At 67.7% G+C, this 26,076-nt stretch carries 22 protein-coding genes, 1 tRNA gene and 1 pseudogene; 14 read left to right on the top strand and 10 right to left on the bottom strand.

Features of this window, described 5'->3' with window-relative positions; genetic code table 11:
• Nucleotides 1-194 precede the first annotated feature (194 nt).
• Nucleotides 195-1,031, top strand: a complete 837-nt coding sequence (locus CTP10_RS16335; protein WP_116319973.1) for a crotonase/enoyl-CoA hydratase family protein — start codon at nt 195-197, stop codon at nt 1,029-1,031.
• A gap of 10 nt (nt 1,032-1,041) precedes the next feature.
• Here CTP10_RS16335 and CTP10_RS16340 read toward each other — a convergent pair whose 3' ends face one another.
• The 3 genes from CTP10_RS16340 to CTP10_RS16350 form a co-directional block, all read right to left on the bottom strand.
• Complete coding sequence (locus CTP10_RS16340; RefSeq protein ID WP_116319974.1) at nt 1,042-1,404, bottom strand: DUF2784 domain-containing protein; 363 nt, start codon at nt 1,402-1,404, stop codon at nt 1,042-1,044.
• Nucleotides 1,405-1,434: 30 nt separating this feature from the next.
• Nucleotides 1,435-2,355 (bottom strand): LysR family transcriptional regulator, encoded by a 921-nt coding sequence (locus tag CTP10_RS16345; RefSeq protein ID WP_116319975.1) that lies wholly within the window; start codon nt 2,353-2,355, stop codon nt 1,435-1,437.
• Between the two features lie 63 nt (nt 2,356-2,418).
• Complete coding sequence (locus CTP10_RS16350; RefSeq protein ID WP_116319976.1) at nt 2,419-3,369, bottom strand: LysR family transcriptional regulator; 951 nt, start codon at nt 3,367-3,369, stop codon at nt 2,419-2,421.
• Between the two features lie 373 nt (nt 3,370-3,742).
• On the opposite strand from CTP10_RS16350, the gene CTP10_RS16355 reads away from it, so the two are divergent.
• Nucleotides 3,743-5,056 carry an MFS transporter gene (locus CTP10_RS16355; RefSeq protein ID WP_116319977.1) on the top strand — a complete coding sequence of 438 codons (1,314 nt, stop codon included), beginning with the start codon at nt 3,743-3,745 and terminating at the stop codon, nt 5,054-5,056.
• Nucleotides 5,057-5,098: 42 nt separating this feature from the next.
• Nucleotides 5,099-6,313 carry a M20 aminoacylase family protein gene (locus CTP10_RS16360; RefSeq protein WP_116319978.1) on the top strand — a complete coding sequence of 405 codons (1,215 nt, stop codon included), beginning with the start codon at nt 5,099-5,101 and terminating at the stop codon, nt 6,311-6,313.
• 27 nt (nt 6,314-6,340) lie between these two features.
• On the opposite strand, the gene CTP10_RS16365 is transcribed toward CTP10_RS16360, so the two are convergent.
• A complete protein-coding gene (locus CTP10_RS16365) occupies nt 6,341-7,075 on the bottom strand; it encodes a hypothetical protein (protein ID WP_411860300.1) in 735 nt (244 codons plus the stop codon).
• A 286-nt stretch (nt 7,076-7,361) separates the two neighbouring features.
• Here CTP10_RS16365 and gcl point away from each other — a divergent pair, with 286 nt between their 5' ends.
• The 7 genes and pseudogenes from gcl to CTP10_RS16405 form a co-directional block, all read left to right on the top strand.
• Nucleotides 7,362-9,155 carry a glyoxylate carboligase gene (gene gcl / locus CTP10_RS16370; protein WP_116319979.1) on the top strand — a complete coding sequence of 598 codons (1,794 nt, stop codon included), beginning with the start codon at nt 7,362-7,364 and terminating at the stop codon, nt 9,153-9,155.
• 86 nt (nt 9,156-9,241) lie between these two features.
• On the top strand, nt 9,242-10,024 hold the full coding sequence (hyi, locus tag CTP10_RS16375; protein WP_116319980.1) for a hydroxypyruvate isomerase: 783 nt from the start codon (nt 9,242-9,244) through the stop codon (nt 10,022-10,024).
• Nucleotides 10,025-10,093: 69 nt separating this feature from the next.
• Nucleotides 10,094-11,008 carry a 2-hydroxy-3-oxopropionate reductase gene (locus CTP10_RS16380; protein WP_116319981.1) on the top strand — a complete coding sequence of 305 codons (915 nt, stop codon included), beginning with the start codon at nt 10,094-10,096 and terminating at the stop codon, nt 11,006-11,008.
• Nucleotides 11,009-11,074: 66 nt separating this feature from the next.
• Nucleotides 11,075-12,397 (top strand): glycerate kinase type-2 family protein, encoded by a 1,323-nt coding sequence (locus tag CTP10_RS16385; protein ID WP_116319982.1) that lies wholly within the window; start codon nt 11,075-11,077, stop codon nt 12,395-12,397.
• A 74-nt stretch (nt 12,398-12,471) separates the two neighbouring features.
• The gene (pyk, locus tag CTP10_RS16390; protein ID WP_116319983.1) at nt 12,472-13,935 is read left to right on the top strand and encodes a pyruvate kinase; all 1,464 of its coding nucleotides are present in this window, start codon (nt 12,472-12,474) and stop codon (nt 13,933-13,935) included.
• Between the two features lie 247 nt (nt 13,936-14,182).
• A complete protein-coding gene (ypfJ, locus tag CTP10_RS16395; RefSeq protein WP_116319984.1) occupies nt 14,183-15,052 on the top strand; it encodes a KPN_02809 family neutral zinc metallopeptidase in 870 nt (289 codons plus the stop codon).
• Nucleotides 15,053-15,467: 415 nt separating this feature from the next.
• Nucleotides 15,468-17,356: pseudogene (locus CTP10_RS16405) on the top strand (efflux RND transporter permease subunit); the annotation flags it as partial.
• A gap of 192 nt (nt 17,357-17,548) precedes the next feature.
• Here the strand turns inward: CTP10_RS16405 and CTP10_RS16410 are convergent.
• The 3 genes from CTP10_RS16410 to CTP10_RS16420 all read right to left on the bottom strand — a co-directional run bounded on the left by CTP10_RS16410 (nt 17,549) and on the right by CTP10_RS16420 (nt 19,626).
• Entirely contained in the window at nt 17,549-17,962 is a 414-nt protein-coding gene (locus tag CTP10_RS16410) for a hypothetical protein (protein WP_116319985.1), read from the bottom strand.
• Nucleotides 17,963-18,233: 271 nt separating this feature from the next.
• A complete protein-coding gene (gene rnk / locus CTP10_RS16415) occupies nt 18,234-18,677 on the bottom strand; it encodes a nucleoside diphosphate kinase regulator (RefSeq protein WP_116319986.1) in 444 nt (147 codons plus the stop codon).
• A 490-nt stretch (nt 18,678-19,167) separates the two neighbouring features.
• Entirely contained in the window at nt 19,168-19,626 is a 459-nt protein-coding gene (locus tag CTP10_RS16420) for a Cd(II)/Pb(II)-responsive transcriptional regulator (protein ID WP_116319987.1), read from the bottom strand.
• Between the two features lie 165 nt (nt 19,627-19,791).
• Here CTP10_RS16420 and CTP10_RS16425 point away from each other — a divergent pair, with 165 nt between their 5' ends.
• Complete coding sequence (locus tag CTP10_RS16425; RefSeq protein ID WP_233528150.1) at nt 19,792-20,172, top strand: hypothetical protein; 381 nt, start codon at nt 19,792-19,794, stop codon at nt 20,170-20,172.
• Nucleotides 20,173-20,307: 135 nt separating this feature from the next.
• Entirely contained in the window at nt 20,308-21,186 is an 879-nt protein-coding gene (htpX, locus tag CTP10_RS16430; protein ID WP_116319989.1) for a protease HtpX, read from the top strand.
• A gap of 26 nt (nt 21,187-21,212) precedes the next feature.
• Here the strand turns inward: htpX and arfB are convergent, their stop codons facing one another.
• Both arfB and CTP10_RS16440 read right to left on the bottom strand, forming a co-directional pair.
• Nucleotides 21,213-21,617, bottom strand: coding sequence for an alternative ribosome rescue aminoacyl-tRNA hydrolase ArfB (gene arfB / locus CTP10_RS16435; protein ID WP_116319990.1), 405 nt, complete (start codon nt 21,615-21,617; stop codon nt 21,213-21,215).
• A gap of 38 nt (nt 21,618-21,655) precedes the next feature.
• Nucleotides 21,656-22,483 carry a MipA/OmpV family protein gene (locus tag CTP10_RS16440; protein WP_199414598.1) on the bottom strand — a complete coding sequence of 276 codons (828 nt, stop codon included), beginning with the start codon at nt 22,481-22,483 and terminating at the stop codon, nt 21,656-21,658.
• 308 nt (nt 22,484-22,791) lie between these two features.
• Between CTP10_RS16440 and CTP10_RS16445 the strand changes: the two genes are divergently transcribed.
• A complete protein-coding gene (locus tag CTP10_RS16445) occupies nt 22,792-24,543 on the top strand; it encodes a diguanylate cyclase (protein WP_116319991.1) in 1,752 nt (583 codons plus the stop codon).
• A gap of 69 nt (nt 24,544-24,612) precedes the next feature.
• Here the strand turns inward: CTP10_RS16445 and CTP10_RS16450 are convergent.
• Nucleotides 24,613-24,688 (bottom strand) — tRNA-Arg (locus CTP10_RS16450).
• Between the two features lie 453 nt (nt 24,689-25,141).
• Here CTP10_RS16450 and CTP10_RS16455 point away from each other — a divergent pair.
• Nucleotides 25,142-26,038, top strand: a complete 897-nt coding sequence (locus CTP10_RS16455) for a c-type cytochrome (RefSeq protein WP_116319992.1) — start codon at nt 25,142-25,144, stop codon at nt 26,036-26,038.
• The last annotated feature ends 38 nt before the right edge of the window (nt 26,039-26,076 follow it).

Raw genomic sequence — 26,076 nt, forward strand, 5'->3', positions numbered from 1 at the left:
CTCGCCGTTTGCAGCACGTTCGCAGCACGTTTGCAGCCCCCCCGGCGACGGCCGTCGCCGGGGCAAGGGAAACAGCACCTGGGAGACATCGTGCTTGGTCTCATGCAAGACCGTCCGTCGCGACTACGTGCTGCCGACCGTCGACACGGCCCGCAGCGCCTGAACCGGCAACACCAAACCCAAGGAGCCCGCGCATGAGCGCCAGCAGCAATGAACGGATCATCGTCACCATCGAAGGCGGCGTCGCCGACGTCCGCCTGAACCGTCCCGACAAGATGAATGCGCTCGACCAGGCGATGTTCGATGCGCTGATCGAAACCGGCGAGCAACTGGCACGCATGCAGGACCTGCGCGCCGTGGTGCTGTCGGGCGAAGGCCGCGCGTTCTGCGCGGGCCTGGACATGGGCCGCATGGCCGGCATGCTGTCCGGCGATGGCGGCAGCAGCGAAAGCGACAGCATCGGCGGCGGCCGGCTCGGCAAGCGCACCAACGGCATTTCCAACCGCCCGCAATATGCCTGCATGGTGTGGCGCGAGCTGCCGGTGCCGGTGTTCGCGGCGGTGCACGGCGTGGCCTTCGGCGGTGGCCTCCAGGTGGCGCTGGGCGCCGACGTGCGCTACGTCGCGCCCGATACGAAGTTGTCGGTAATGGAGATGAAGTGGGGGCTGGTGCCGGACATGGCCGGCATGGTGCTGACGCGCGGGCTGGTTCGCCCTGACGTGCTGCGCGAGCTGGTCTACAGCGCGCGCGTGCTCAGCGGCACCGAAGCATGCGAACTGGGGCTCGCCACCTACGTCGCCGACGACCCGCGCGCCGCGGCGCTGGAGGCGGCGCGCCAGGTGGCGCAGAAGAACCCGGATGCGGTCCGCGCGGCCAAGCGGCTGATGGCCGTGGTCGAGCGCGGCGACAATGCCGCCATCCTGCAGTCCGAATCGGACGAACAGGACCGGCTGGTCGGCTCGCCCAACCAGCGAGAAGCGGTGCTGGCCAACATGGAGAAACGCGCGCCGCGCTTTAACCCGGCGCGTTGAAGCCTGCAGCTCAGTGGCGGCGCCGGCGGCGCCACCACACCGCGTAGACCGCCACGTTGACCACCAGCACCACCAGGCCGAGCCACATTTGCACGGCGGGCGTCAGGCCCGCCGGATAGATCAGCGGCAACAGGTAGCGCTCGACAAAGCCCCCGCTGTAGCCCGCTTCGCCCGCGGCACGACGCAACGCATTCTCCAGCGGCGTCAGCGGGCAGATCCACCCGGACCACTCGATCAGCACGCCCCACGCCGCGGCGGGCAGGTGTACCCACGCCAGTCGCGGCCAACGCAGCACCAGCAGGCCGCCGGCCACCACGAACACGATAAACAGGCCGTGCACGATGACGACGAGGTCGGCCAGCCAGGCTGCCATGGCGTCTCGATTCGTTGCGCCCGGCCGCCCTCAGTCGCCGTTGCCGCCGGCCATCCAGTAGCCGGGGCGCGCGAACTGCGCTTTCAGGTGCTCGATAAAGAAGCGGATCTTGGCCGGCACCGGGCGCTGCTGCGGGTACACCGCGAGGATGTCGTAGTCGGGCAGCGCGTACTCGTCGAGCACGGTAATCAGTTCGCCGCTCTCCAGCTGCGGCAGGATTTCCCAGGTCGAGCGCCAGCCCAGCCCCAGTCCCTCGCCGGTCCAGCGGTGCAGCAGTTCGCCATCGTTGCAGTCGAGGTTGCCATTGACCCGCACCGTCACGGCCTTGCCGTTCTGGCTGAAGTACCAGCCGCGCTGCTGCCCGCCCTGCAGGTTGAATGCCAGGCAGTTATGGTGCTCCAGGTCGTCCAGCGTCTGCGGCACGCCGTACCTGGCGAAGTAAGCCGGCGTGCCGCACACCACGCGCTTGTTCTGCGCCAGCTTGATCGCGACGAAGTTGGGGTCGATCGCGCCGCCAATGCGGATACCCACGTCATAGCCCTCGCGCACCAGGTCGACCACGCGGTCGGTCAGGTTGAACGAGATCTGCACTTCCGGGTTGGCGGCCAGGAAGGCCGGCGCGTGCGGCGCCACGTGCTTGCGGCCGAACGCGGCCGGCGCCGACACGATGAGGTGGCCGGTGGCCTTGTGCTTGCCTTCGGCGATCAGCATCTCGGCGCGGTCCAGGTCGGACAGCGCCTTCTTGCACTGCTCCATGAACACCGCGCCCTGCTCGGTCACGGCGATGCGGCGCGTGGAGCGGTGCAGCAGCTTGACGCCGATGCGCGCTTCCAGTGCGTTGATGCGGCGGCCGATCATCACCGGCGTGACGTTCTGCGTCAGCGCCGCGGCGGCCATGCTGCCGTGCTCCACCACGGCGATAAAGGCTTCGATTTGCTTGAGTTTGTCCATCGGATATCAGTCTCCCGGGCGCCATTGTGCGGCATCGGCGCCGCCGTGGCACCCCGGCGGCGCTTATGAAGCGGATCGGGCCCGGCGCATGGCGGGCGGCGCATCGCGGCGCTCACGGGCACAGTGGCGCACTTCGCGGCTGAATTCGGCGCAAACATGCGTCATCAGGTCGACCGAGCGATAAACCAGGAACACGCGAAAATCCGGCAACTCGTCCTGGATCGGCAGCGGCACCAGCTGGTCGCTGGCCAGTTGCAGCGGGCCGCCAGTGCCGTGGAAGACAAAGTCCGACCACATGCTGATCAGGTCAGTGCGCGTGGCCAGCTGCAGCCCAAGCAGGTTGGACGCGCTCTGCACCACCCGGCGCGGCATTTCCATCCGGTGCAGCCGCATCAGGCTGGCGAGCGGGCTGCCGGCATCGTCGACCGGGTCGAGCACCAGCCAGTCGGCGTCCAGCAGCGGCCGCAGCCGGCGTGTGCGCCGCAGCGGGTGCCCGGCGCGCACCGCCAGCTTCATGCCGACCGAGAACAGCGGCTCCCATTGCAGCGACGCCGAGCCGGGGCCGCTGTTGGTGGAGATCAGTCCCAGGTCGAGCCGCCCCTCGCGCAGCCCTTCCTGGATCTGCTGGGGGCGCAGCTCGAAGCCGCGCAGCGCGACGTTGGGGAAGCGCTGCCGGAATGCCGCGATGGCCGCAGGCAACGGGCCGCTCGACGCCACGGCGGTAAAGCCGATGTTCAGTTCTGCCTCGGCATGGCCGCGGATCGACTCGATGTCTTCCAGCGCGTGCCGCAGCTCCTGCTCGACCACGCTGGCGCGCTTGACCAGCGCCAGGCCGTAGGCGGTCAGGCTGACGCCGCGCACCGAGCGCGACAGCAGCGTCACGCCCAGCTCGCGCTCCAGCTCGGCGATGGCCTTGGACAGCGCAGGCTGCGAGATATGCAGCGCGCGCGCCGCTTCGTGGATGCTGCCGTGCTCGGCCACGGCCAGCAGGACCCGCAGTTGGTGCAGCTTCATCGTTTCCGTTTCCTGTTCCAGGGTGCCGTGCGTTGCCATGCGGAATGCCCCGGCGCGGGGCAACACGCCCCATCGACGAGCGCGGCGCCGACGCGCGCCGCGGGCCGCACTTCCGCCCCTTCGCCGCATCGGTCAAGGCTTTGCAGGCGCCCTTCAGTAGTTTTCCCGATACCGGGCGGACACCGGTTATGACGGTGATTCAATTTGGTTATCAGGATGAAAATATATGATTTTTTGTCCTGGTCCGTTTGCCTGAATACTCAGCGCCACAGGTTGCCAACCTGACTGCCGCGCGAGCCGATCCTGCTCACCGGGCCCCGACAACACCGGTCCGCCGTGCGTGCAGCCCCCCACCAGTTCGTGGAGACCTTGCATGAACGACGCCACCCTCGCGACGCCTGCCAGCGTTGCGGCCGCCCCCGCCACAGCCGCAAGCACGCCCCGCAACCAGAGCCAGTTCCGCCTGATCGCGGCGTGCTCGCTGGGCAATGCGCTGGAGATGTTCGACTTCACCGTCTACAGCTTCTTCTCGCTGCTGATCGGCAAGCTGTTCTTCCCCTCCGACAGCCCCTACGGCTCGCTGCTGCTGGCAGTGGCCACCTTCGGCATCGGCTTCGTGATGCGCCCGCTCGGCGGCGTGGTGATCGGCAGCTACGCCGACCGGCGTGGCCGCAAGGCGGCGATGACGCTGACCATTGGCCTGATGGTGCTGGGTACCCTGTTCATCGCGCTGGCGCCGCCGTATGCGTCGGCCGGCATGGTCGGCTCGCTGATGATCGTGGCGGGCCGCTTGCTGCAGGGCTTTTCGCTCGGCGGCGAGATCGGTGCCTCGACCGCGATGCTGATGGAGGCAGGCGGGGTCAAGGGCCGCGGCTGGCGCGTCAGCTGGCAGCTCGGCAGCCAGGGCATCTCGGCGCTGCTGGGCGCGCTGACCGGCGCCACGCTGTACGCCGTGCTGCCGACCGCGTCGCTGGAAAGCTGGGGCTGGCGCCTGCCCTTCCTGGCCGGCCTGCTGATCGCGCCGGTGGGGCTGTATATCCGCGCGCACCTCGATGAAACCCACCAGGCCGACGCTCACGCGCCGAGCCCGCTCGGCGAGCTGTTCCGCAACCACGGCGCCACCGTGCTCAAGGGCATCCTGGCGACCACGGCCGGCACCGCGACGATGTACCTGGTGGTGTTCTTCATGCCCACCTACATGATCCGCGTGCTGCATATGCCGGCGTCGCTGTCGTTCCTGTCGGGCTGCGTCACCGGGCTGACGCTGACGGTGGTGTCGCTGTTCGCCGGCCGCCTCGCCGACCGCCTTGTCGCGCGCAAGCCGCTGGTGGTGGCATCGCTGGTGCTCAGCATGCTGGCGGTGTACCCGGCGTTCTGGCTGATCAATGCCTACCCGAGCGTGCCTCTGGTGCTGTGCGTGTCGGCGCTGCTGACCGCGCTGGTCAACCTGGGCACCACGCCGATGTTCCTGATGATGCTGGAGATGCTCCCCGCCGGCGTGCGCGCCAGCGGCCTGTCGGTGATCTACAGCGTGGGCGTGACTGTGTTCGGCGGCTCGTCGCAATTCATCGTCACGTGGATGCTGGCCCGCACCGGCAACCCGATGTCGCCGGCCCTCTACATGCTGGCCTGCGGCGTGATCACGCTGCTCGCCGTGCTGCGCATCCGCGAGATCCGCGCCCACTGAGCCGCGCCCACTGAACCCTATACATTTTCGGAGACCGATCCCATGACCCGCGCACCGACGCTCCAGCCGTTCCAGTACCTGCCCCACCTGCTGCCGGCCATCGGCATCGACGCCGAGACCTTCGTCGGCATCCGCCGCCAGATCCACGCGCAGCCCGAGCTGGGCTTTGAGGTCGGCGCGACCAGCAGGCTGGTGGCGACGCTGCTGGCGGAATGGGGCTACGAGGTCCACACCGGCATCGGCAAGAGCGGCGTGGTGGGCCAGCTCAAGCGCGGCAGCGGCGCGCGCCGCCTCGGCATCCGCGCCGACATGGACGCCCTGCCGATCACCGAAGCGACCGGCCTGCCCTACGCCAGCCGCGTGCCCGGCAAGATGCACGCTTGCGGCCACGACGGCCATACCGCGATCCTGCTGGCGGCGGCCAGGGCGATTGCCGACAAGCCTGATTTTGACGGCACGCTCAACCTGATTTTCCAGCCCGACGAAGAGAACCTGTGCGGTGCGCGCGCGATGATGGAGGACGGGCTGTTCGAGCGCTTCCCGTGCGATGCGATCTTCGCGCTGCACAACATGCCGGGCGTGCCGGCGGGTTCCTTCCGCGTGCTGCCGGGACCGGTGAGCCTGTCTTCGGACGTGGCCGACGTGACCGTGCGCGGCGTGGGCGGCCACGGCGCGATGCCGCACCGCGCGCGCGACCCGATCGCGGCGGCCGCGGCCATTGTCACTGCGCTGCAGACCGTGGTGGCGCGCAATGTCGCGCCGGACGATACCGCGGTGGTGTCGGTGGGATTTATCCGCGGCGGCGCCACGCACAACGTGATTCCGGAAGCCGTGACGCTAGGGCTCAACGTGCGCGCCGCGCGGCCAGAGACGCGCGCGCTGGTCGAGCAGCGCATCCGCGAGGTCGTTTCACTGACCGCGCAGGCGCATGGCGTGGAAGCGGAGATCGACTACCGCCAGCTGACGCCGCCGATGGTCAACGCGGAAGCCGAAACGCTGCTGGCGCAGCGCGTCTGCACCGAGCTGGTCGGCGCGGACAACGTGGTCACGCAGGCGCCGAAGGGCCTCAACGGCAGCGAAGACTTTGCCTGGATGCTGAACGCGGTGCCCGGCTGCTACCTGATCCTTGGCAATGGCGAAGGCGAGTTCGGCGGCTGCATGGTGCACAACCCCGGCTACGACTTCAACGACGCGGTGCTGCCGCTGGGCGCGGCGGCGTGGGTACGGCTGGTGCAGGCCTATCTCGCCGCGGCCTGATTACGTCTTCCTGATCACGCCGCTTGATCACGCCTCCTGCCGGGCGGCGGCGCGTTGCGCGCGCCGCGCGTCCAGTTCGGCATTCATTCGCGCCGCCTCGCCCAGCACGTACGCCAGCCGCCGCAGCGGCCGGCTGCACTGCATATGCAGGTACAGGTAGGTGGCGCCGCCAGCGACCAGCATCACGCCATAGCCCCACAGCAGCGTCGGCACCGTCTGCTCCGGACGCGGCAATGCGCGCCACGCGCTCGCCAGCACCACCGCGGCGGGCGCCAGCGCCAGCAGTAGCCCTACCGTGCGTGCCGCCCCTTCCCATAACCGCAGCTGCAAGGCCACGCGACGCTGCCGCGCCTCCAGCTGCGCCGGCGGGACGCGCGCCAGCTGCCGCAGCAGCGCATCCTCGGCGGTGCGCTGGCGGTCCATTTCGGCGGCTTGCCAGCGCAGCGGGTTGCGCAGCCTGGCCAGCACCGAGCGCGAGCGCGCCACACCTGCGCCGACATAGCAGGCGGCCGCCGTGGCCAGGGATGCCTCGAACGCGCGCAGCGACCACGGTGGCACCGGGTGCTTCAGCCACAGCCGCCATACCGCAAGCGCCCCGCTGCCAAGCAGGGTCGCCACCAGCGCGACGATAAAGCCGATCCACAGCAAGCGGGCCAGCCCGCCGGCCGGCGCACTTTCCTTTGGCGGCGCGGGCGCGCTGCTGGCTTCAAGCGCTTCAAGCAATTCGTAGGTCGGCGGCAGCCTGGAATACATGGTCGGCATGGGCAACGGGATGGCGCCATTTTCGCCGCTCGGGGCACGTGCCGGATAGTCACCACGACTAGCAGTGCCGGCACGTACCTATTGCTGCGCAACGTGGCCGCTTCATCACACCATATATCCAATTGCATACGCTGGCGTGCCATCGGCGACCGTCTCATCAGGCTTCCAAGCCCATATTCCATACCCGAAGTATCGAATCAACTGATCGTCCTTCTGTTTATCCCAGCCGGGTTGGGGGAATAGGATCGACTCCAATGCGAATCCCACCACCATTGGAGACAAGATCATGGCAAAGATGAGAGCAATCGACGCGGCCATCGCGGTTCTGGAAAAGGAAGGCGTGACCACGGCGTTCGGCGTTCCGGGCGCGGCGATCAACCCGTTTTACTCGGCGATGCGCAAGTCGGGCAACATCAGCCACGTGCTGGCCCGCCACGTCGAAGGCGCCTCGCATATGGCCGAGGGCTACACCCGTGCCGAGCCGGGCAATATCGGCGTCTGCGTCGGCACCTCGGGCCCCGCGGGCACCGACATGATCACCGGCCTGTACTCGGCCTGGGCGGATTCGATCCCCATCCTCTGCATCACCGGCCAGGCCCCGCGCGCCCGCCTGTACAAGGAAGACTTCCAGGCCGTCGATATCGAGTCGATCGCCAAGCCCGTGACCAAGTGGGCCGTCACCGTGCGCGAGCCGGCGCTGGTGCCGCAGGTGTTCCAGCAAGCCTTCCACATCATGCGCTCGGGCCGTCCGGGCCCCGTGCTGATCGACCTGCCGTTCGATGTGCAGGTTGCCGAGATCGAATTCGATGTCGACACCTACCAGCCGCTGCAGCCGTACAAGCCGGCCGCCTCGCGCGCCCAGATCGAGAAGGCCATCTCCATGCTCAACGCGGCCGAGCGCCCGCTGATCGTCTGCGGCGGCGGCGTGATCAACGCTGACGCTTCGGAGCTGCTGGTCGAGTTCGCCGAGCTGGTCAACGTGCCGGTGGTCCCGACGCTGATGGGCTGGGGCGTGCTGGCCGACGACCACCCGCTGCAAGCCGGCATGGTCGGCCTGCAGACCTCGCACCGCTACGGCAACGCGACGCTGCTGGCTTCGGACTTCGTGATGGGCATCGGCAACCGCTGGGCCAACCGCCACACCGGCAGCGTCGATGTCTACACCAAGGGCCGCAAGTTCGTGCACGTCGATATCGAGCCCACCCAGATCGGCCGCGTATTCGGCCCGGACCTGGGCATCGTCTCCGACGCCAAGGCCGCGCTGGAACTGTTCGTTGAAGTCGCCCGCGAAATGAAAATGGCCGGCCGCCTGCCGTGCCGCAAGTCGTGGGTGGCCGACGTGCAGAAGCGCCGCCGCACCATGCAGCGCAAGAGCGACTTCGACAACGTGCCGGTCAAGCCGCAACGCGTGTACCGCGAGATGAACCAGTACTTCCCGCGCGACGTGCGCTACGTCAGCACCATCGGCCTGTCGCAGATCGCCGCGGCGCAGTTCCTGTCGGTCAACGAGCCGCGCCACTGGATCAACTGCGGCCAGGCCGGCCCGCTGGGCTGGACCATCCCGGCCGCGATCGGCGTGAAGACCGCTTCGCCGAACTCGGACGTGGTGGCGATCTCGGGCGACTACGACTTCCAGTTCATGATCGAAGAACTGGCCGTGGCCGCGCAGTTCAAGGTGCCGTACATCCACGTGGTGGTGAACAACTCCTACCTCGGCCTGATCCGCCAGGCACAGCGCGGCTTCGAGATGGACTACTGCGTCCAGCTCGCCTTCGACAACGTTAACTCGCCCGAGCTGAACGGCTACGGCGTGGACCACGTCAAGGTGGTGGAAGGCCTGGGCTGCAAGGCGATCCGCGTGTTCAAGCCGGAAGACATCGCCCCCGCCTTCGCCGAGGCGCGCGACCTGATGGCCGAATTCTCGGTGCCGGTGGTGGTCGAGGTGATCCTGGAACGCGTGACCAATATCGCGATGGGCACCGAGATCGACAACATCAACGAGTTCGAGCCGATCGAAGACATCGAGGACGCCCAGGACGTCGAAGGGGCCATCCTGACCGAAGAAGTGGAAACGGCGTAAGACCCTTCCCGCCCCCTGCAGGACCAGAACGCCATCCCCGCGCCAGCGGGGATGGCGCACAAAAACCAAGTCACAGGAGATGACAAATGACCAAACTTGCGGCCAACCTCACCATGCTGTTCAACGAAGTGGGCTTTCTCGACCGCTTCGAAGCCGCCGCGCGCGCGGGCTTCCGCGGCGTGGAGTTCCTCTTCCCGTATGCGTTCCACGCGGACCAGATCGCTGACCGCCTGAACCGCTTCCAGCTGGACCTGGTGCTGCACAACCTGCCCGCCGGCAAGTGGGACGCGGGCGAGCGCGGCATTGCCTGCCACCCGGACCGCGTCGGCGAGTTCCAGGACGGCGTGGGCGAGGCCATCAAGTACGCCAAGGTGCTGGGCGTGCGCCAGCTGAACTGCCTGGTCGGCATCCTGCCGCAGAACGTCAAGCGCGAGCAGGCGCAGGAAACGCTGGTGGAAAACCTGCGCTTCGCCGCCGGCGCGCTGGCCGCCGAGCATATCGACCTGCTCGTCGAGCCGATCAACACCTTCGACATCCCCGGCTTCTTCCTGTCGCGCACGCAGCAGGCGGTCGACCTGATCAACCAGGTCAACGCGCCCAACCTGTACGTGCAGTACGACATCTATCACATGCAGCGGATGGAAGGCGAGATCGCCAACACCATCAAGGCCAACCTGCCCAAGATCAGGCACGTGCAACTGGCCGACAACCCGGGCCGCAACGAGCCGGGCACGGGCGAGCTGAACTACCAGTACCTGTTCAAGTTCCTGGACGAGATCGGCTACACCGGCTGGATCGGCTGCGAATACAAGCCGAAGACCACCACCGAAGCCGGCCTGGGCTGGCGCGCCGCGCACGGCGTGCAGTAAGCCCCGCGGTAACCCGTTACCACCTACGCGAACCAAGACAGACTTACTCTCAAGCAAGGAGACATCAATATGGCAAACCAACGCAACGTCGGCTTTATCGGCCTGGGCATCATGGGCGCACCGATGGCGGGCCACCTGCGCGCCGCCGGCCACACGCTGTTCGTGCATGACGTCAACCCGGCCCCGCAAGCGCTGGTCGATGCAGGCGTGACCGTCTGCACCAGTGCCGAGGAAGTCGCCAAGCGCGCCGACATCATCGTCATCATGGTGCCGGACACGCCGCACGTTGAGGCCGTGCTGTTTGCCGACAAGGGCGTTGCCGCCGCGCTGAAGGCCGCGGGCAAGGAAGCCAGCTACAGCAAGATCGTGGTGGACATGAGCTCGATCTCGCCGATCGCCACCAAGGACTTCGCCGCGCGCATCAACAAGCTGGGTGCTTCGTACCTGGACGCGCCGGTGTCGGGCGGCGAAGTGGGTGCCAAGGCCGCGTCGCTGACGATCATGGTCGGCGGCCCGCAAGAGGCGTTCGACCAGGTCAAGCCGTTGTTCGATCTGATGGGCAAGAACGTCACGCTGGTGGGCGGCAACGGCGACGGCCAGACCACCAAGGTTGCTAACCAGATCATCGTCGCGCTGAATATCCAGGCTGTGTCCGAAGCGCTGCTGTTCGCCTCCAAGGCCGGCGCCGATCCGGCCAAGGTGCGCGAGGCGCTGATGGGCGGCTTCGCCGCTTCGCGCATCCTGGAGGTGCACGGCGACCGCATGGTCAAGCGCACCTTCGACCCGGGCTTCCGCATCGAGCTGCACCAGAAGGACCTGAACCTGGCGCTGCAGGGTGCCAAGGCGCTGGGCGTGGCGCTGCCCAATACCGCCACCGCGCAGGAGCTGTTCAACACCTGCTCCGCCAACGGCCTGGGCAAGCAAGACCACTCGGCCCTGTGCCGCGCGATCGAGATCATGTCTAACCACCAGATCGCCAAGTAAGCAGTGCCCCAGTCGTCCCCGCCCCGCGGGGACGACTAGCTTTTCCCGTCAGCACCAGGATTCTTCATGCTCGCCACCGAACCCCAAGCCGCCCTGCTGTCGCCCCAGCGCACGGCAGACCTTCCCGGACAGATCAATCCCCGCGCGCTGCTGCGCGACCTGTTCGATACCGCGGTCGCTTCCGTCAGCGCCAGCCACTGCCTGCCGCCGCACCTGCCCGCGCCGCCCAAGGGCCGCACCGTGGTGATCGGCGCCGGCAAGGCCGCCGCCGCGATGGCGCAAGCAGTGGAAGCGAACTGGCAAGGCGAGCTGTCGGGCCTGGTGGTGACGCGCTATGGCCATGGTGCCGATTGCCAGCGGATTGAAGTGGTCGAAGCCGCCCACCCCGTTCCCGATGAAGCCGGCGCGCGCGCCGCGCAGCGCATGGTGGAACTGGTGCAGGACCTGAGCGCCGATGATCTGGTGCTGTGCCTGATTTCCGGCGGCGGTTCCGCGCTGCTGGCGGCGCCCGCGCCGGGCCTGACGCTGGCCGACAAGCAGTCCGTGAACAAGGCGCTGCTCAAGAGCGGCGCGAGCATCGGCGAGATGAATTGCGTGCGCAAGCACCTGTCCGCGCTCAAGGGCGGACGCCTGGCGCTGCACTGCGCGCCGGCGCGCGTGGAAACGCTGCTGATTTCCGATATCCCCGGCGATGACCCGACCCTCATCGCCAGCGGCCCGACGCTGCCCGATGCGACCACCTGCGCCGATGCGCTGGCCGTGATCGCCAAGTACGGCATCGACGTGCCCGCCAACGTGCGCGCGCACCTGGAGAGCGGTGCCGGCGAAACGCCCAAGCCGGGCGACGCGCGCTTCGAAGGCCATCGCCATGTGACGCTGGCCACCGCGCAGCAATCGCTGGAGGCGGCCGCGGCGCGCGCGCGCGAACTGGGCTTCGAGGCCCACATCCTGTCCGACTGCATCGAAGGCGAAGCACGCGAAGTGGCCGAAGTCCACGCCGCCATCGCGCGCCAGGTGGCGCAGCGCGGCCAGCCCTTCAGCAAGCCGTGCGTGATCCTTTCCGGCGGCGAAACCACCGTGACCGTGCGCGGCAAGGGCCGCGGCGGGCGCAATGCCGAGTTCCTGCTGTCGCTGGCGGTGGCGCTCGACGGCCTGGCCGGCGTGCATGCGATCGCCGGCGATACCGATGGCATCGACGGCTCCGAAGACAACGCCGGCGCGCTGCTGTCCCCCGATACGCTGACCCGCGCCGCCGCGCGCGGGCTGAACGCCCGAGCGCGTCTGGAAAACAACGACGGCTACGGCTTCTTTGCCGGCGTGGACGACCTGATCGTCACCGGGCCGACCCGTACCAACGTGAATGACTTCCGCGCGATCCTGATCGTCTGACGATCGCCGCCAACGTAGTACCGACTGACTCGCGGCGCCAACGCGCCGCTACCGAGAATGGAAGAGGAGACATCATGAGACGCCAGCGCAAAGCGAAGATCTTGGCCACGCTCGGCCCCGCCAGCACCGACATCGCGGTGATCCGCGCGCTGTTCGAGGCCGGCGCGGACGTGTTCCGCCTGAACTTCAGCCACGGCACGCACGACGATCACCGTGCGCGCTACGACGCGGTGCGCCAGATCGAGGCCGAGACCGGCCGCCCGATCGCCGTGCTGGCTGACCTGCAGGGTCCCAAGCTGCGCATCGGCACCTTCGCCGCGGGCAAGGTCGCGGTACGCACGGGTGACGTGTTCGTGCTCGACAGCGATCCCACGCCGGGCGACGGCAGCCGCGTCTACCTGCCGCACCCCGAGCTGTTCGAAGCCGCGCAGCCGGGCCAGTCGCTGCTGATCGATGACGGCAAGGTGCGCCTGGCGATCGAGTCGGTGACCACCGGCACCATCACCACGCGCGTGGCCAACAACGGCACGCTGTCCGACCGCAAGGGCGTGAACGTGCCCGACGCGGTGATCCCCATCCCCGCGCTGACGGCAAAGGACCGCAAGGACCTGGACTTCGCGCTGTCGCTGGGCGCTGACTGGATCGGGCTGTCGTTCGTGCAGCGTCCGTCCGATATCGTTGAAGCGCGCGAGATCGTCGGCACCCGTGCCGGCATCCTGTCGAAGATCGAGAAGCCGGCCGCGCTGCAGCAGCTGGAAGAGATCGTGCGCGTGTCCGATTCGGTGATGGTGGCGCGCGGCGACCTGGGCGTGGAACTGCCGCCCGAGCGCGTTCCCGGCGTGCAGAAGCGCATCCTGCGCGTGTGCCGCCAACTGGGCAAGCCGGTGGTGATCGCCACGCAGATGCTGGAATCGATGATCGACTCGCCGGTGCCGACGCGTGCCGAAGCGTCGGACGTGGCCAGCGCGATCTATGAAGGCGCCGATGCGGTGATGCTGTCGGCGGAGTCGGCCAACGGCCGCTACCCGGTGCAGGCGGTGTCGATGATGAACCGCATCGTCACCGAGGTGGAGCGCGACCCGCTGTACCGCAACCTGCTCGATGCGCAGCACGAGACCCCGCTGAACACGCGCCAGGATGCGATTTGCGCCGCGCTGCGCGAAGTCACGCAGATCATCGGCGCGGCGGCGACGGTGACCTATACGTCGTCGGGCGCCACCGCGCTGCGCGCCGCGCGCGAACGGCCGTGCGCGCCGATCGTCAGCATCACGCCCAACCTGGACATCGCGCGCCGGCTGGCGATCGCCTGGGGCATCCACTCCACCGTGAGCCCCGACGTGCAGAGCGTCGACGAGATGGTCGAAGCCGCGACGCGCGCGGCGCTGGTGGAAGGCTACGCCGCGCCGGGCGACCAGATCACCATCGCTGCCGGCATGCCGTTCGGCCAGGGTGGAACCACCAACCTGCTGCGCGTGGCGGAAGTCGGCGCCAGCGCGGTGGCCACGGCCTCGTCCACGCGGGAAGCCGCATTGGCCTAACCCCCGCACCAGCGTTCCGTCCCGGGACGCTCAGGCAGTGACCGGACCGGGCGCATGCCCGGTTTCTTATGTTTGCCGCACACCGCCCGCGTTGCCCGGCTCCAGGGTGATCGGGCGGTGTTTTTTTTGGGGGTGCAGAAAGGGGAGCGGTTTTGGGCGCACGCAAGCAGGCCGAGCCGGTTGCTATACTGATTTCCACCCCGGTCAGTCCCCGACCCCCCATCACATTGCCCCAGGAGCCCGCAGCATGCGCCTCGATGACGAAGCCGAAAGCCAGCACGTAGAAGACCGCCGTGGCGGATTCGGCGGGCTGGGCGGCAAGTCGATCGGCATCGGCACGGTCATCATCGCATTGGCCGCGTCATACTTCTTTGGCATCGACCCGACGCTGATCATGCAGGGCGCATCCGTGCTGCAAGGCTCGGGCCAGCAACAACAGCAACAGCAGGCCAACCGCCCGCCCGCCACGGACCAGATGACGGTCTTCACGCGCAAGGTGCTGGGCAATACCGAGCGCACCTGGCAACACATCTTCGAAACCGAGCTGAACCGCCGCTATGCGCCGCCGACGCTGGTGCTGTTCTCCGGCGCCACACCGACCGCGTGCGGCACCGGCCAGTCTGCGATGGGCCCCTTCTACTGCCCGGGCGACCAGAAGGTCTATATCGACCTGGCGTTCTATGACGAACTGCGCAAGCGCTTCGGCGCCAGCGGCGACTTTGCCCAGGCGTATGTGATCGCGCACGAGATCGGGCACCACGTGCAGAACCTGCTGGGCGTGGCCGAGAAGGTTGACACCGCGCGCCGCCGCATGGGCGAAGCGCAGGCCAACCAGCTGTCGGTGCGCATGGAACTGCAGGCCGATTGCCTGGCCGGCGTCTGGGCCGCCACCGCGCAGCGTGCCAACCAGCAACTGCTGGAACCAGGCGATATCGAAGAAGGCCTGAAGGCCGCCGCCGCGATCGGAGACGACCGGCTGCAACGCCAGTCGCAAGGCTATGTCGTGCCCGACGCCTTTACCCACGGTTCCAGCGAGCAACGCGTGCGCTGGCTGCGCCGCGGCATCGAGTCGGGCGACATCCGCAAATGCGACACCTTCGCCGCGCGCCAGCCCTGAAGCCTTAGCTCCCCTGCGCACCCCCAACGCCTGAGGGGTGCGGCAATGTGACGCTTGCGTTGTCCCGCGCCCGCTTCCGTGTCTATAATCGCCGCCAAGGCCGCATCACGACGGCCAGTCGCCGGCTCCGGTCTCTGAAGCTTCATTGACCCCCTGCGCCGCTGCGCCGGGCCCTCTCCTCCGGGCCCCTGTGCGCCGCGGCCCGCGCCGGATCCAGTCAACGGGCCACGCGTCCCCTGACTGAACCGGCACAACACCTTCCGGCACGACCAGCATGTCCAGTGCCGCTGCCCCTTGCCGCCCCTGTTGTCGATGGCGGGGTCTCCACCCGAAAGCCGTTCCGTTCCAACCGCACCGGAGCCACGGCCGATCTGTTGCTGCCGTGCGGCCGTGCCAGCCCTGACTTGACCTGACCATCGTGGTGCCGGTGTCGCTGCTGGGCACGGTGGCTTGCCTGTATGCGCTGGGCCTGTCGCTGAACGTGATCACGCTGTTCGGCGTGGTGCTGGCAATCGGCATCCTGGTCGACGACGCCATCGTCGTGGTCGAGAACGTCGAGCGCATCATGCGCACCGACGGTGTCAACGCCATGCAGGCCGCCGCGCGTTCGATGCGCGAAGTCTCCGGCGCGCTGGTGGCAGTGACGCTGGTGCTGTGCGCGGTGTTCGTGCCGATGGCGTTTTGTTCGATGCCCGCTTTGCCGCCTTCACCGAACGCTACGCCGGCTGGGTCGGCGCGCTGCAGCGCTGCCGCATGCGCTGGCTGGCGGTGTATCTGGCGCTGACGCTGGCGTGCGGCTATGCCTTGTGGAAAATGCCGAGCGGCTTCCTGCCCGAGGAAGATACCGGCGAGATCGTGGTCGACGTCGAACTGCCGGCCGGCAGCACGCAGGCCGATACGCGCCGGCTGGTGGCATCGCTGGAGCAATGGATGCAGCAGGAGCGCTTCCCGGTGCATTCCACGTTTGCGGTGCTGGGCTGGTCCAGCGGCGGCAGCGGGGAGCAGCGCGCCAGCCTCTTCATCAGCCTGACCGACTGGAAGGCGCGCGGACGCAAAGACAATGCGCACGCGGTGCTGGCGCGCCTTTCGGCCGGGCTGGAAGAGTGGCCGGGCCGGGGCGCGGCGCAACTGTTTGCCTACAACAGCTCGGCGCTGCCGGAACTGGGCAGCATCGGCGGCCTCGACATGCGTTTGGTGGCGCGCCAGCCGGTCGGCCGCGAGGCGCTGTTCGCCGCGCGCGACAAGCTGATCGAGCGCGCCAGGGCCGACCCGGTGCTGGGCGAAGTGCGCGCCACCACCGGCCAGCCGGTGCCCGCGCTCGACCTGAAGATCGACTACCGCAAGGCGGAGAGCTTCGGTGTCGAGGCCGAGGCGATCCACCATACGCTGTCGGCCACGCTGGGCTCGCGCTATATCGACGAGGTCGCGCGCGAGGGCCGCGTGCGCCGCGTGATCCTGCAGGCGGATGCGCCGTTCCGCATGCATCCGGAGCAGCTGGCGCGCGTGCATGTGCGCAATGCCCAGGGCGCGATGGTGTCGCTGGCGGCATTTGCCTCGCTGGAATGGGGGCATGGCGAAGTCACGCTGGAGCGCTTCGACGGCTTCAGCTCGGTGCGCATCAATGCCGAGGTGGCGCCGGGCCACACCACCGGCGCGGCGATGGCAAGGCTGACCGAACTGGTCCGCGGGCTGGGGCCGGAGTATGACGTGCGCTTGACCGGCCGCGCCTTCGAGCAGCAGCAGACCGGCACGCAGGCGCCGTGGCTGTTCGCGCTGTCGCTGCTGTTTATCTTCCTGTGCCTGGTGGCGCTGTACGAGAGCTGGACGCTGCCGCTCGCGGTGATCGCGATCGTGCCGACCGGCCTGATGGGTGCCGCCGCGGCGATCTGGCTGCGCGGCATGCCCAACGACGTCTACTTCAAGGTGGGTGTGGTGGTGATCATGGGGCTGGCCGCCAAGAACGCGATCCTGATCGTCGAATACGCCGAGCAATTGCGGCGCGAGCGCGGAACCGGCGTGACCAGCGTGGTGGAGGCTGCCGGGCGCGCGGCACGCCAGCGCCTGCGGCCGGTGGTGATGACCTCGCTGGCATTCGTGCTGGGCGTGGTGCCGCTGGCCATCAGCACCGGTCCGGGCGCCGGCGCGCAGCAGGCGGTCGGCACCGGCGTGCTGGGCGGCATGCTGGGCGCGACGGTACTGGGTACGCTGGTGGTGCCGCTGCTGTACGCGGCGATTGCGCGCAGGTTGCCGGATGCACAGGCAGACCGGCACGACGCCGCAGCCAGGCAGCCGCCAGCGGAATAGGACGCGCCCAGGCTATTGCAGCCGTGTCGGGCAACAGGAATGGGGAAAAAAGAGGGGAGAAAAGCGCCTGCCCGGCGAAGAGAGAAGGAGGAGGAGGTCAGCCGGGCAGGCGGGAGAGAAAACATGCGGCCACCGCAGTGGCCGCTTCAGGTCGGGTGAAGACCGGAAAGAACAGGCGTTCGGCAGCGCCGTTCAGACGCGATAGCCGTACAGCGAGCCGTCACCGGTGCGCGAGTTGTCCAGCGCGCGGTCAGCGATATCGCCGCTGAAGGTGTGCGTGCCTTCGCTGAAGGTATCGAACTTGCCTTGCTTGGAGATCTCGCCGCTGAAGGTATGCGTACCTTCACTAAAGGTGTCGAACCTGCCACCCTGGCGCGAGCCTTCCGAGTACACATCGAAGCGGCCGGTGCGGGCGCCATCGGTGTATGTATCGAACTTGCCTTGCTTGGCACCGTCCGTGTACACGTCGTACTTGCCGGCGCGCAGCGCATCGGCATACACATCAAACTTGCCGACCTTGCTGGTGGCGGGGGCAGCCAACGCCGCAGCGGACGCGGCAACTGCCGCGAACACAAGCGCGCCGCCAAGGATACGTCTGGCGATCATTTCGGGACTCCTTCAACTGATTTCGTCTGTCTTATTGTTTGACCGGGATGAAGCTCCGGCCGCCCGGCAATCCTATGTTGCGATGCGAGCACGGACTGAAGATTAGTCACAGTGCGCGCAAGCAGAAATGCCGCTGCGACGAATGGTGCGTTGCGAGTCGTGAAACGACTCGCTTGCCGATGAATGGTGTCCACGGATCGCCATTGGCGCGCACGCGGCGCGGCAGGCGTGTGGCCCGCCCAGCACGCGCTGGCGCGGGCCCGGCGGCCGCTCAGAGCGTGTACTGGCCGCTGGCTTCCGGCTGGAAAGCGATCTCGCTGATCGTCACCTGCTGCTCGCGGCCGTCCGGAAGGCGGTAGCCGACGGTCTGTCCGGCGCGTGCGCCCAGCACCGCCTGGCCCACCGGCGACAGCACCGACAGCCGGCCGGCATCGAAGTCGGCCGCATCGGGGTAGACCAGGGTCCAGTTGCGCGGCGCCGGGTCGCCGGGCAGCGTGCACACCAGGCGCGAGTTCATGGTGACGACGTCGGTCGGGATCTCCTCCGGGGCGACGATGGTGGCGCGCGCGAGCAGGCTGTCGAGCATGTCCTCCAGCTGCGCCGAGCCGGCACGGCTGGCGATGCGCTCCAGGCGTGTGACGTCGAGCTCGGTCAGGTAGAGCGACGGGGTTGCGGCTTGTGCAGATTGGGCGGATTGTTTCTTCGTGGCCTTCATGGCGGATCCTCCGGCAGTCATGGGTTGGCGCGGCCCGGCCTCCATGAATGGAGACAAGCGGCAGCGGGATCAGGTCTTGGCTTTGCGCAGCAGCGCGAACATCAATGGTGCTGGCGACGGCATGGCGGTCGCCGGCAACCATGGAGAGGCTGGCTCGGGCCCGGTTCGGCCCGGGCCCCGTGGTGGGGAGAGTCAGGCTGGGAACCGGGCGGAAGCAGGCGGTGCGCTGATCCGGCGGGGAGACATGGCGAACGCGGACGCGCGCGGGCGGCCGGTCCGCTGCAGGCGGACAGGCGCGTCGGTCATCGGCGTCAGACGATCGTTCACGGTCATGTGGATAAGTTTGGGTTGCGGCGGCCTTTCAGCCGTAGCAGCCGTAGGCCCGCAGCGTAAGTCATTGCTTACTGTGCAAGGCGCCGCCCGAAGTCATGCACCGCAGTGGTGCGGTCACGGTGACAGCCATCGTAGCACAGCGGCGTGTTCGCGTACCTCACCCGTTGGCAGCATGTCCGGCATCGTGCGTGGCATGGCATTCACAGGCTGCCCCGACGGCGGCCTGCTGCAGGTTCTGCAGGATGCCGCATTCGCTGGCGGGCTGGTGGTGGTGATGGTGGCAGGTTTCCCGTAGTGCGCGCAGCTGCCCTTCCAGCGCCTCCAGCGCCACCCGCTGTGCATGGATCTGCGCGATCTGGCGGTCCAGCAGCGTGTTGATGTCGTCACAGTCCTGCGACGGGTTGCGCTCGAACTCGCGCAGCCGGCGCACGTCCGACAGGCTCATGCCGAGCGAGCGGCAATGGCGTACGAAATTCAGCTGCACCAGGTGGCCGTCGTCGTAGCGCCGATAGCCATTGGCCTCGCGCCGCGGGGCGTCAAGCAGCCCCTCGCGTTCGTAATAGCGGATGGTCTCGACATCGCAGCCGCTGGTACGGGAAAGTTCACCGATACGCATCGTATGAGTCCTGTCTTGCGTGCATCAAATCCCTGTAATGACTACAGGGTTTAAGCTAGTGTAGGGCAGTCTGCGCAACCTTGCAGCGGCGTGCCGCAACCGGCGCCGGCGTCATGGCGCATCCTGTAGAATCGCTCAACACCTACCGATAAGTTCGTCCTCCAAGTGCGTTCGCTCCGGCTTCTCCTGCTGGTCATGATGCTGGCCTTCCTGCCCCTGCCGGGCTGGGCAGGCGCGCTCGCGCACGCCGTGGACACGATCGGCGACGGACTGGTGGCGTCCGCCACCGCGCCTGCCGCAAGCGCGGCGGACGAGATGGCCGGCGATGCCATGCAAGCCGACCTGGCCGCCGCACCCGATTCAGCGCCTGCGCCCGAATCCGCCGAGCCGCAACCGCAGCCCGGCGCCGACCTGGCCGAGCAGCTGCTGCCCGCAACTCCCCTGCGCCTCGCGCCGTGGGCCGGCCGCGTCGGACCGCCGCGCTACGCCGGCGCCCCGCTGCCCGAGCCGGACCTGCCGCTGCTGCCCCGCCCGCCGCGCGCCTGAGCGTGCGCGGCCGCGGTTGTCCGCGTCCGCCGTTTCCTGCGCCGTGCCGCGGGTACGGTGCGCTGCTTGCGGCTTGCCCGCATCCTTCCCGTAGTTGCTCCACTCCGATTGCACTCGACTGCATTCCATACACACATGAAACGCGTATTGCTTTTCCTGGCGACCAACATCGCCGTCATGATCGTCCTCAGCATCACCGCCAGCGTGCTCGGCGTGAACCGGTTCCTGACCGCCAACGGCCTGAACCTGGGCATGTTGCTGGCCTTTGCCGCGCTGATGGGCTTTGGCGGTTCGTTTATCTCCCTGCTGATGTCCAAGACCATCGCCAAGTGGTCCACCGGCGCGCAGGTCATCACCCACCCGAGCACCAGCACCGAGCTGTGGCTGATGCAGACGGTGGAAAAGCTGGCGCAACGCGCCGGCCTGCCCATGCCCGAGGTGGCGATCTACGAGGGCGAACCCAACGCCTTCGCCACCGGCGCGACCAAGAACAGCTCGCTGGTGGCGGTGTCCACCGGCCTGCTGCAATCGATGTCGCACGACGAAGTGGAGGCGGTGCTGGCGCATGAGGTTGCGCACGTGGCCAACGGCGACATGGTTACGCTCACGCTGATCCAGGGCGTGGTCAATACCTTCGTCATCTTCATGGCGCGCGTGGTCGGCTACTTCGTCGATTCGATGCTGCGCAAGAACGACGAGGAGTCGAGCGGTCCCGGCATCGGCTACATGGTGACGGTGGTCGTCTGCGAGATCGTGTTCGGCATCCTGGCCAGCATCATCGTGGCGTGGTTCTCGCGCCAGCGCGAATTCCGCGCCGATGCCGGCGCCGCGGGCCTGATGGGGTCGCCCACGCCGATGGTCTCGGCGCTGCGCCGCCTGGGTGGCCTCGATCCGGACGGGCTGCCGCAGAACATGCAGGCGATGGGCATTGCCGGCGGCAAGTCGTGGATGGCGCTGTTCTCCAGCCATCCGCCGATCGAGCAACGCATTGCCGCGCTGCAGTCCGCGCGCTGACGCGAACCGGCCCCCGTTCGCGGGGGCTAGTCGAAGACCTTGCCGCGCAGCGCCTTGACCTGGCTGCGCTGGTTCTTGCCTTCCAGCCTGCGCCGTCGCGATGCCAGCGTTGGACGCGTGGCGCGCCGCACACGCGGCGGCGTGGCCACGCTGCGGACCAGCTCATGCAGGCGCCGCACCGCTTCGTCGCGGTTCTGTTCGAGGCTGCGGAATTGCTGCGCCTTGATCACCACCACGCCGTCGCGCGTGATGCGGTGATCGTGCAAGGCCAGAAGACGTTCCTTATGGTCGGGCGGCAGCGAAGAGTCCCGCACGTCGTAACGCAGGTGCACGGCGTTGGATACCTTGTTGATATTCTGGCCGCCAGCGCCTTGCGCGCGGATCGCGGTGATCAGGTATTCGTGGTGGGGAATGACTAGCTCGTCGACCATGGCCGCATCATAGCAAGCCGGCCCCGCGCCGCCCCGTGCTAGCGCCACGAATAAGCCAGGCCGATGCCATAGGTGATCTGGTTGCGCGTGCCGCGCTGCGTGACGATGGGACTGTCGGCGGCATCGCCGGCCAGCCGCTGTGCATAGACCATCGCACCGCCATACCAGTGCTTGTCGAACTGGTAGATCATCGCCAGCCAGCCCGTGAATTGCTCCAGCCCGCCGCCGGGGCTGTAGACGGGCAGGCCACTGGCAGCCGAGTCTGCCGGCGTCACGCCGAAGTAGGTACGGTTGAAGCTGCCGCTGACCCAGGTCGCGCCGAGGCCAGCCCCCACGTAGATCCGCCGGTGCAGCGGCATCCAGAAGGTGCCGGTGGCGGTGACACGGCTGCCGCCGTAGACGATGCCGGCATTGGTCATCACGTTGATGCCGCCGCGCAGCCGCCACGGGACGCTGCCCGGGTTTAGATATTCATAGCCAATATACCCGCCCGCCTCCACCGTGGTGTCGATCTCATGCACTTGCGCCACCACCGGATCGTCGACGTTATTGCGGCCCAGTCGCAACCCAACCGCCGGTCCCCACTGGAAGCCCGTCAGCCCGCCGAAGTTGAACTGCGCATACGGTCCGTACCACTCCAGCAGCCGTCCACCCGGGGTCACGTAGCGGACGCCGGGCACAATGCCGAGCATGCGGTCCTCCCCACCAGCGAACTCGGTGGTGGAGCCGACCCCGAGGCCGACCATGTTGGGTAGCGATCCTGGCAGGCTCAGCGGTGCGGCCTCGCCGGAGTGCGCGGTCGCCGCCAGTGCGATGCCGGCCAAGGTGCCGCGTAGCCGGCGCAGGAGTCTTGTCGAGATAACCATGGCATCGCGCCCGGATAGGGGTGGTCGGGTGAATCTATCAGGACGGCTGTGGCGCAAGATTGTGTGGCCGTCCTGAAACTTTTCGTGTGGGGAATTAAGTGCGCGTCGATTTCTGTTTTCACAGTAACGATATCGCCACCTGCGAGCCCCCATCATTCCTGCTTTGGCAATGAGGTGTAGACACCCTTTGTCTTTTATTCCGGACAGCGCATCATGAGTTCGGATTTCACTGAACTCCGCACCACACGAACCCGATCGCGAATGCAGTAGGCTGCGTGCACGGATTCAGGAACCCCCTGGAGTCACTCATGCGCCCCCGCCTTTCCGCACTGCTCGACCGGCTATGGGAGCAGGCAGTGCGCACGCCGCAACGCTTCGTGGTGCTGTCCTTTGCTGCCGCTTCCGTGCTGCTGCTGGTCATTTCCGCGCACGGCCTGGTGGTGCTGCGCGACCACGAAGTGCAGACCCTGCAGCAAACACAACAGCTGCAGGTGGCCGGCATCAGCTCGGTGCTGAACGTCGAGACCGAACGGCTGCGCAGCGTGCGCAATTTCGCCCAGCACCTGATCCGCCTGCAGATGGGCCCGCACGCGGTCGAAGCCGATCCGCCGCTGCAAGCCGCCTACGCGCACCGCAACGATGACCTGTGGCAACTGCCCGCGCCGGAAGGCGATGCGGTGTTGCTCGGCGCCGGCCCCCGGATGCTGGAAGGCATGGACGGCTTTTACCGCCGCGATGAAGACCTGCTGCCCGGCCTGTATGTGGCACGCGGCCTCAGCCACCTGCTGAGCGCCGAGCCGGTCAACCCGCTGGTCACGCGCAAGCTCATGTACGTGTCCACCAACGGGTTCTTTGTCACCTATCCGCCGGTGCCGCCTGCGCGCACGGCCGCCGTATTGCGTCGCGTCGACGATGCCGGCTTCATGCGCGAGCACCTGCCGCATAACAACCCCGATCGCACCCTGCGCTGGCAGATGGTGCCGGCTGCCGATGGCAGCGGCGACATGTACCTGACAGTCAGCCTGCCGGTGTACCTGCACGCCCAGTTCCGCGGCGTGGCGATTTCGGGCATTTCGCAGCGCAGCCTGGACGCTTACCTGACCAGCACCACGCGCAAGGGGGTGCGCAGCTTCCTGATCGATATCGACGGCCACCTGATCGGCGCCAGCACGCGCGACGTCAAGGGCGGCGAGAAAATAGATGCGGTCGTGCCGCCCGCCTGGCGCGAAGCCACGCCCCAGGAGATGTTCAGTCGCGGCTCCGGCACGCTGCACCTTGGCGACGGCAGCCGCCTGATGTTCCAGCGCATCGGCAGCACCAACCTGATGCTGGTGGACTACTTCTCCGCGACGGACCTGCTGCTGCGTACCGCTTCGCACCTGAGCGCGGTGCTGGCGGCCAGCGCGCTGTCACTGGCGGTGCTGCTGTGGGTCACGCTGCAGGGCTTCCGCAAGCTGTTCTCGCACTACCTGGCCCGCGGCGAAGCGCTGCGCGAACTGGCCGAGACCGACGCGCTGACCGGGCTGGCCAACCGCCGCGTGTTCGAGGCGCGTTTTGCCATCGAGCACAACCACAGCCTGCGCGAAAACACGCCGATGTCGATGCTGATGATCGATATCGACCGCTTCAAGCGCATCAACGACCAGTGGGGCCACGCCAGCGGCGACCGCGTGCTGAAGACGCTGGCCGACGTAGTGCGCGCGACAGTGCGCGCCATCGACGTGCCGGCGCGCATCGGCGGCGAGGAGTTCGCCGTGCTGCTGCCGCGCACCAGCATCGAGGAAGCGACCCAGGCCGCGGAGCGGCTGCGCAAGATCCTGGGGCAGACGGCATGCGGTCCGGCCGCCGATGCGACCGGCAAGGGTGATATCCGGTTCACGGTCTCCATCGGCGTGTCGGATCTGGGCGCCGACGGCACCGACAACCTTGACACCATGCTGATGGTGGCGGACCGCCGCCTCTACGCCGCCAAGAACGCCGGCCGCAACCGGGTGGTCAGCGACGACCGTATGCCGGAACCGGCAGGCGAAAGCATGCCCGCCCCTGCGCCGACGGCATGAGCGTCGCGCGAAAGCGGCTGTTCGCGGCGGGGGGAAGAAAGCGGGAAAGCGGAGGAATCCGGATGGGATTGGCGCGCCCGGCTGGGATCGAACCAGCAACCCCTGCCTTCGGAGGGCAGTACTCTATCCATTGAGCTACGGGCGCACAGAAGCGGTTTTTCAACCGGTATTGCAGGTACAGCGGTTGCGGCGCGCGAATGCCGCCGCAGGAAAGTCGCATAGCATACCGCGTTTGCACCGCGCCGTCCATGCGGGCTCTCCGGAGGGTCCGCCATACGTCTCGCAACCGCCGCTTTTGGCACTGGCGAAGGGTGGAATGGGGCTATAATCGCCAGCTATTTGCGTCAAATCGTGCCCCTCGCGCAGTCGACCAGGCTCAAGGCTTTGCCACTTGATTTCGGCGACAATCCGGGGCCCGGTCCGGGAGACAGTCCGAATTGCGCAAATAGCGACAGACCCAAGTCAGGCAATGGCCGCAGGCAGCATGGGCGGACTTCTGTCGGGCCCCTTGCGGGCCAGGTAGTGGTCAGACAAGGGCCAGATAAAGCAAGCCGAGGGTGAGCGGCCAGAAGGTTTCCTGCAAAACTGAGAGTTCTGTATGAGCGACGTCCACAACGAACACCACGAACACGAGTCTCCCATCAAAACGCCCAAGCAGCTGATCGCTGTGGTGATCGCGGCTTTCCTGGTGCCGATCATCGTGATCGCCCTGCTGGTCAACTTTGTCGGACACGGCTCTACGGAAAGTGCCGGCGCGGTCACCACCGCGGAAGCCGTCAACGACCGCATCAAGCCGGTCGCGTCGCTCGAAATCAAGGATCCCAACGCACCGCGCGTGTTCAAGACCGGCGAGCAGGTCTACAAGGAAATCTGCGCGGCCTGCCACGCCACCGGCGCGGCGGGTGCGCCCAAGTACGGTACTGCCGGCGACTGGACCGCGCGCATCGGCCAGGGCTTCAACGGCCTGATGAAGTCGGTAATGGCCGGCAAGGGCGCAATGCCGCCGCGCGCCGGCAGCACCCCTGACGACTACACCGATTACGAACTGGCCCGCGCCGTGGTCTACATGGCGGACGCCGGTGGCGCCAAGTTCCCCGAACCGCCGGCACCGGCTGCCGCTGCCCCGACGACCGCTGCGGCGCCGGACGCCGCTGCCGCCCCGGCTGCTGCCGCTGCACCTGCCCCGGCCGCACCCGCTGCTGCGGCTCCGGCAGCCGCTGCCGCGGCGCCAGCTGCGGCGCCCGCCGCTGCGTCGGCAGACGTCGGCAAGAAGGTCTATGACCAGGTCTGCGCCGCCTGCCACGCCGCCGGCGTGGCCGGTGCGCCCAAGTTTGGCGACAAGGCCGCCTGGGCACCGCGCCTGAAGGAAGGCATGGACGCAGTCCACAACTACGCACTGAAGGGCAAGGGCGTGATGCCGCCCAAGGGTGGTTACGCCGGCCCGGACGCCGACGTGATCGCCGCGTCGGACTACATGGCCAACGCCGCCAAGTAAGAGACAGCTGCGCTGCAAACAAAAACGCCCGCGAATTT

Source organism: Cupriavidus sp. P-10 (genome assembly GCF_003402535.2).
Lineage (GTDB): Bacteria > Pseudomonadota > Gammaproteobacteria > Burkholderiales > Burkholderiaceae > Cupriavidus.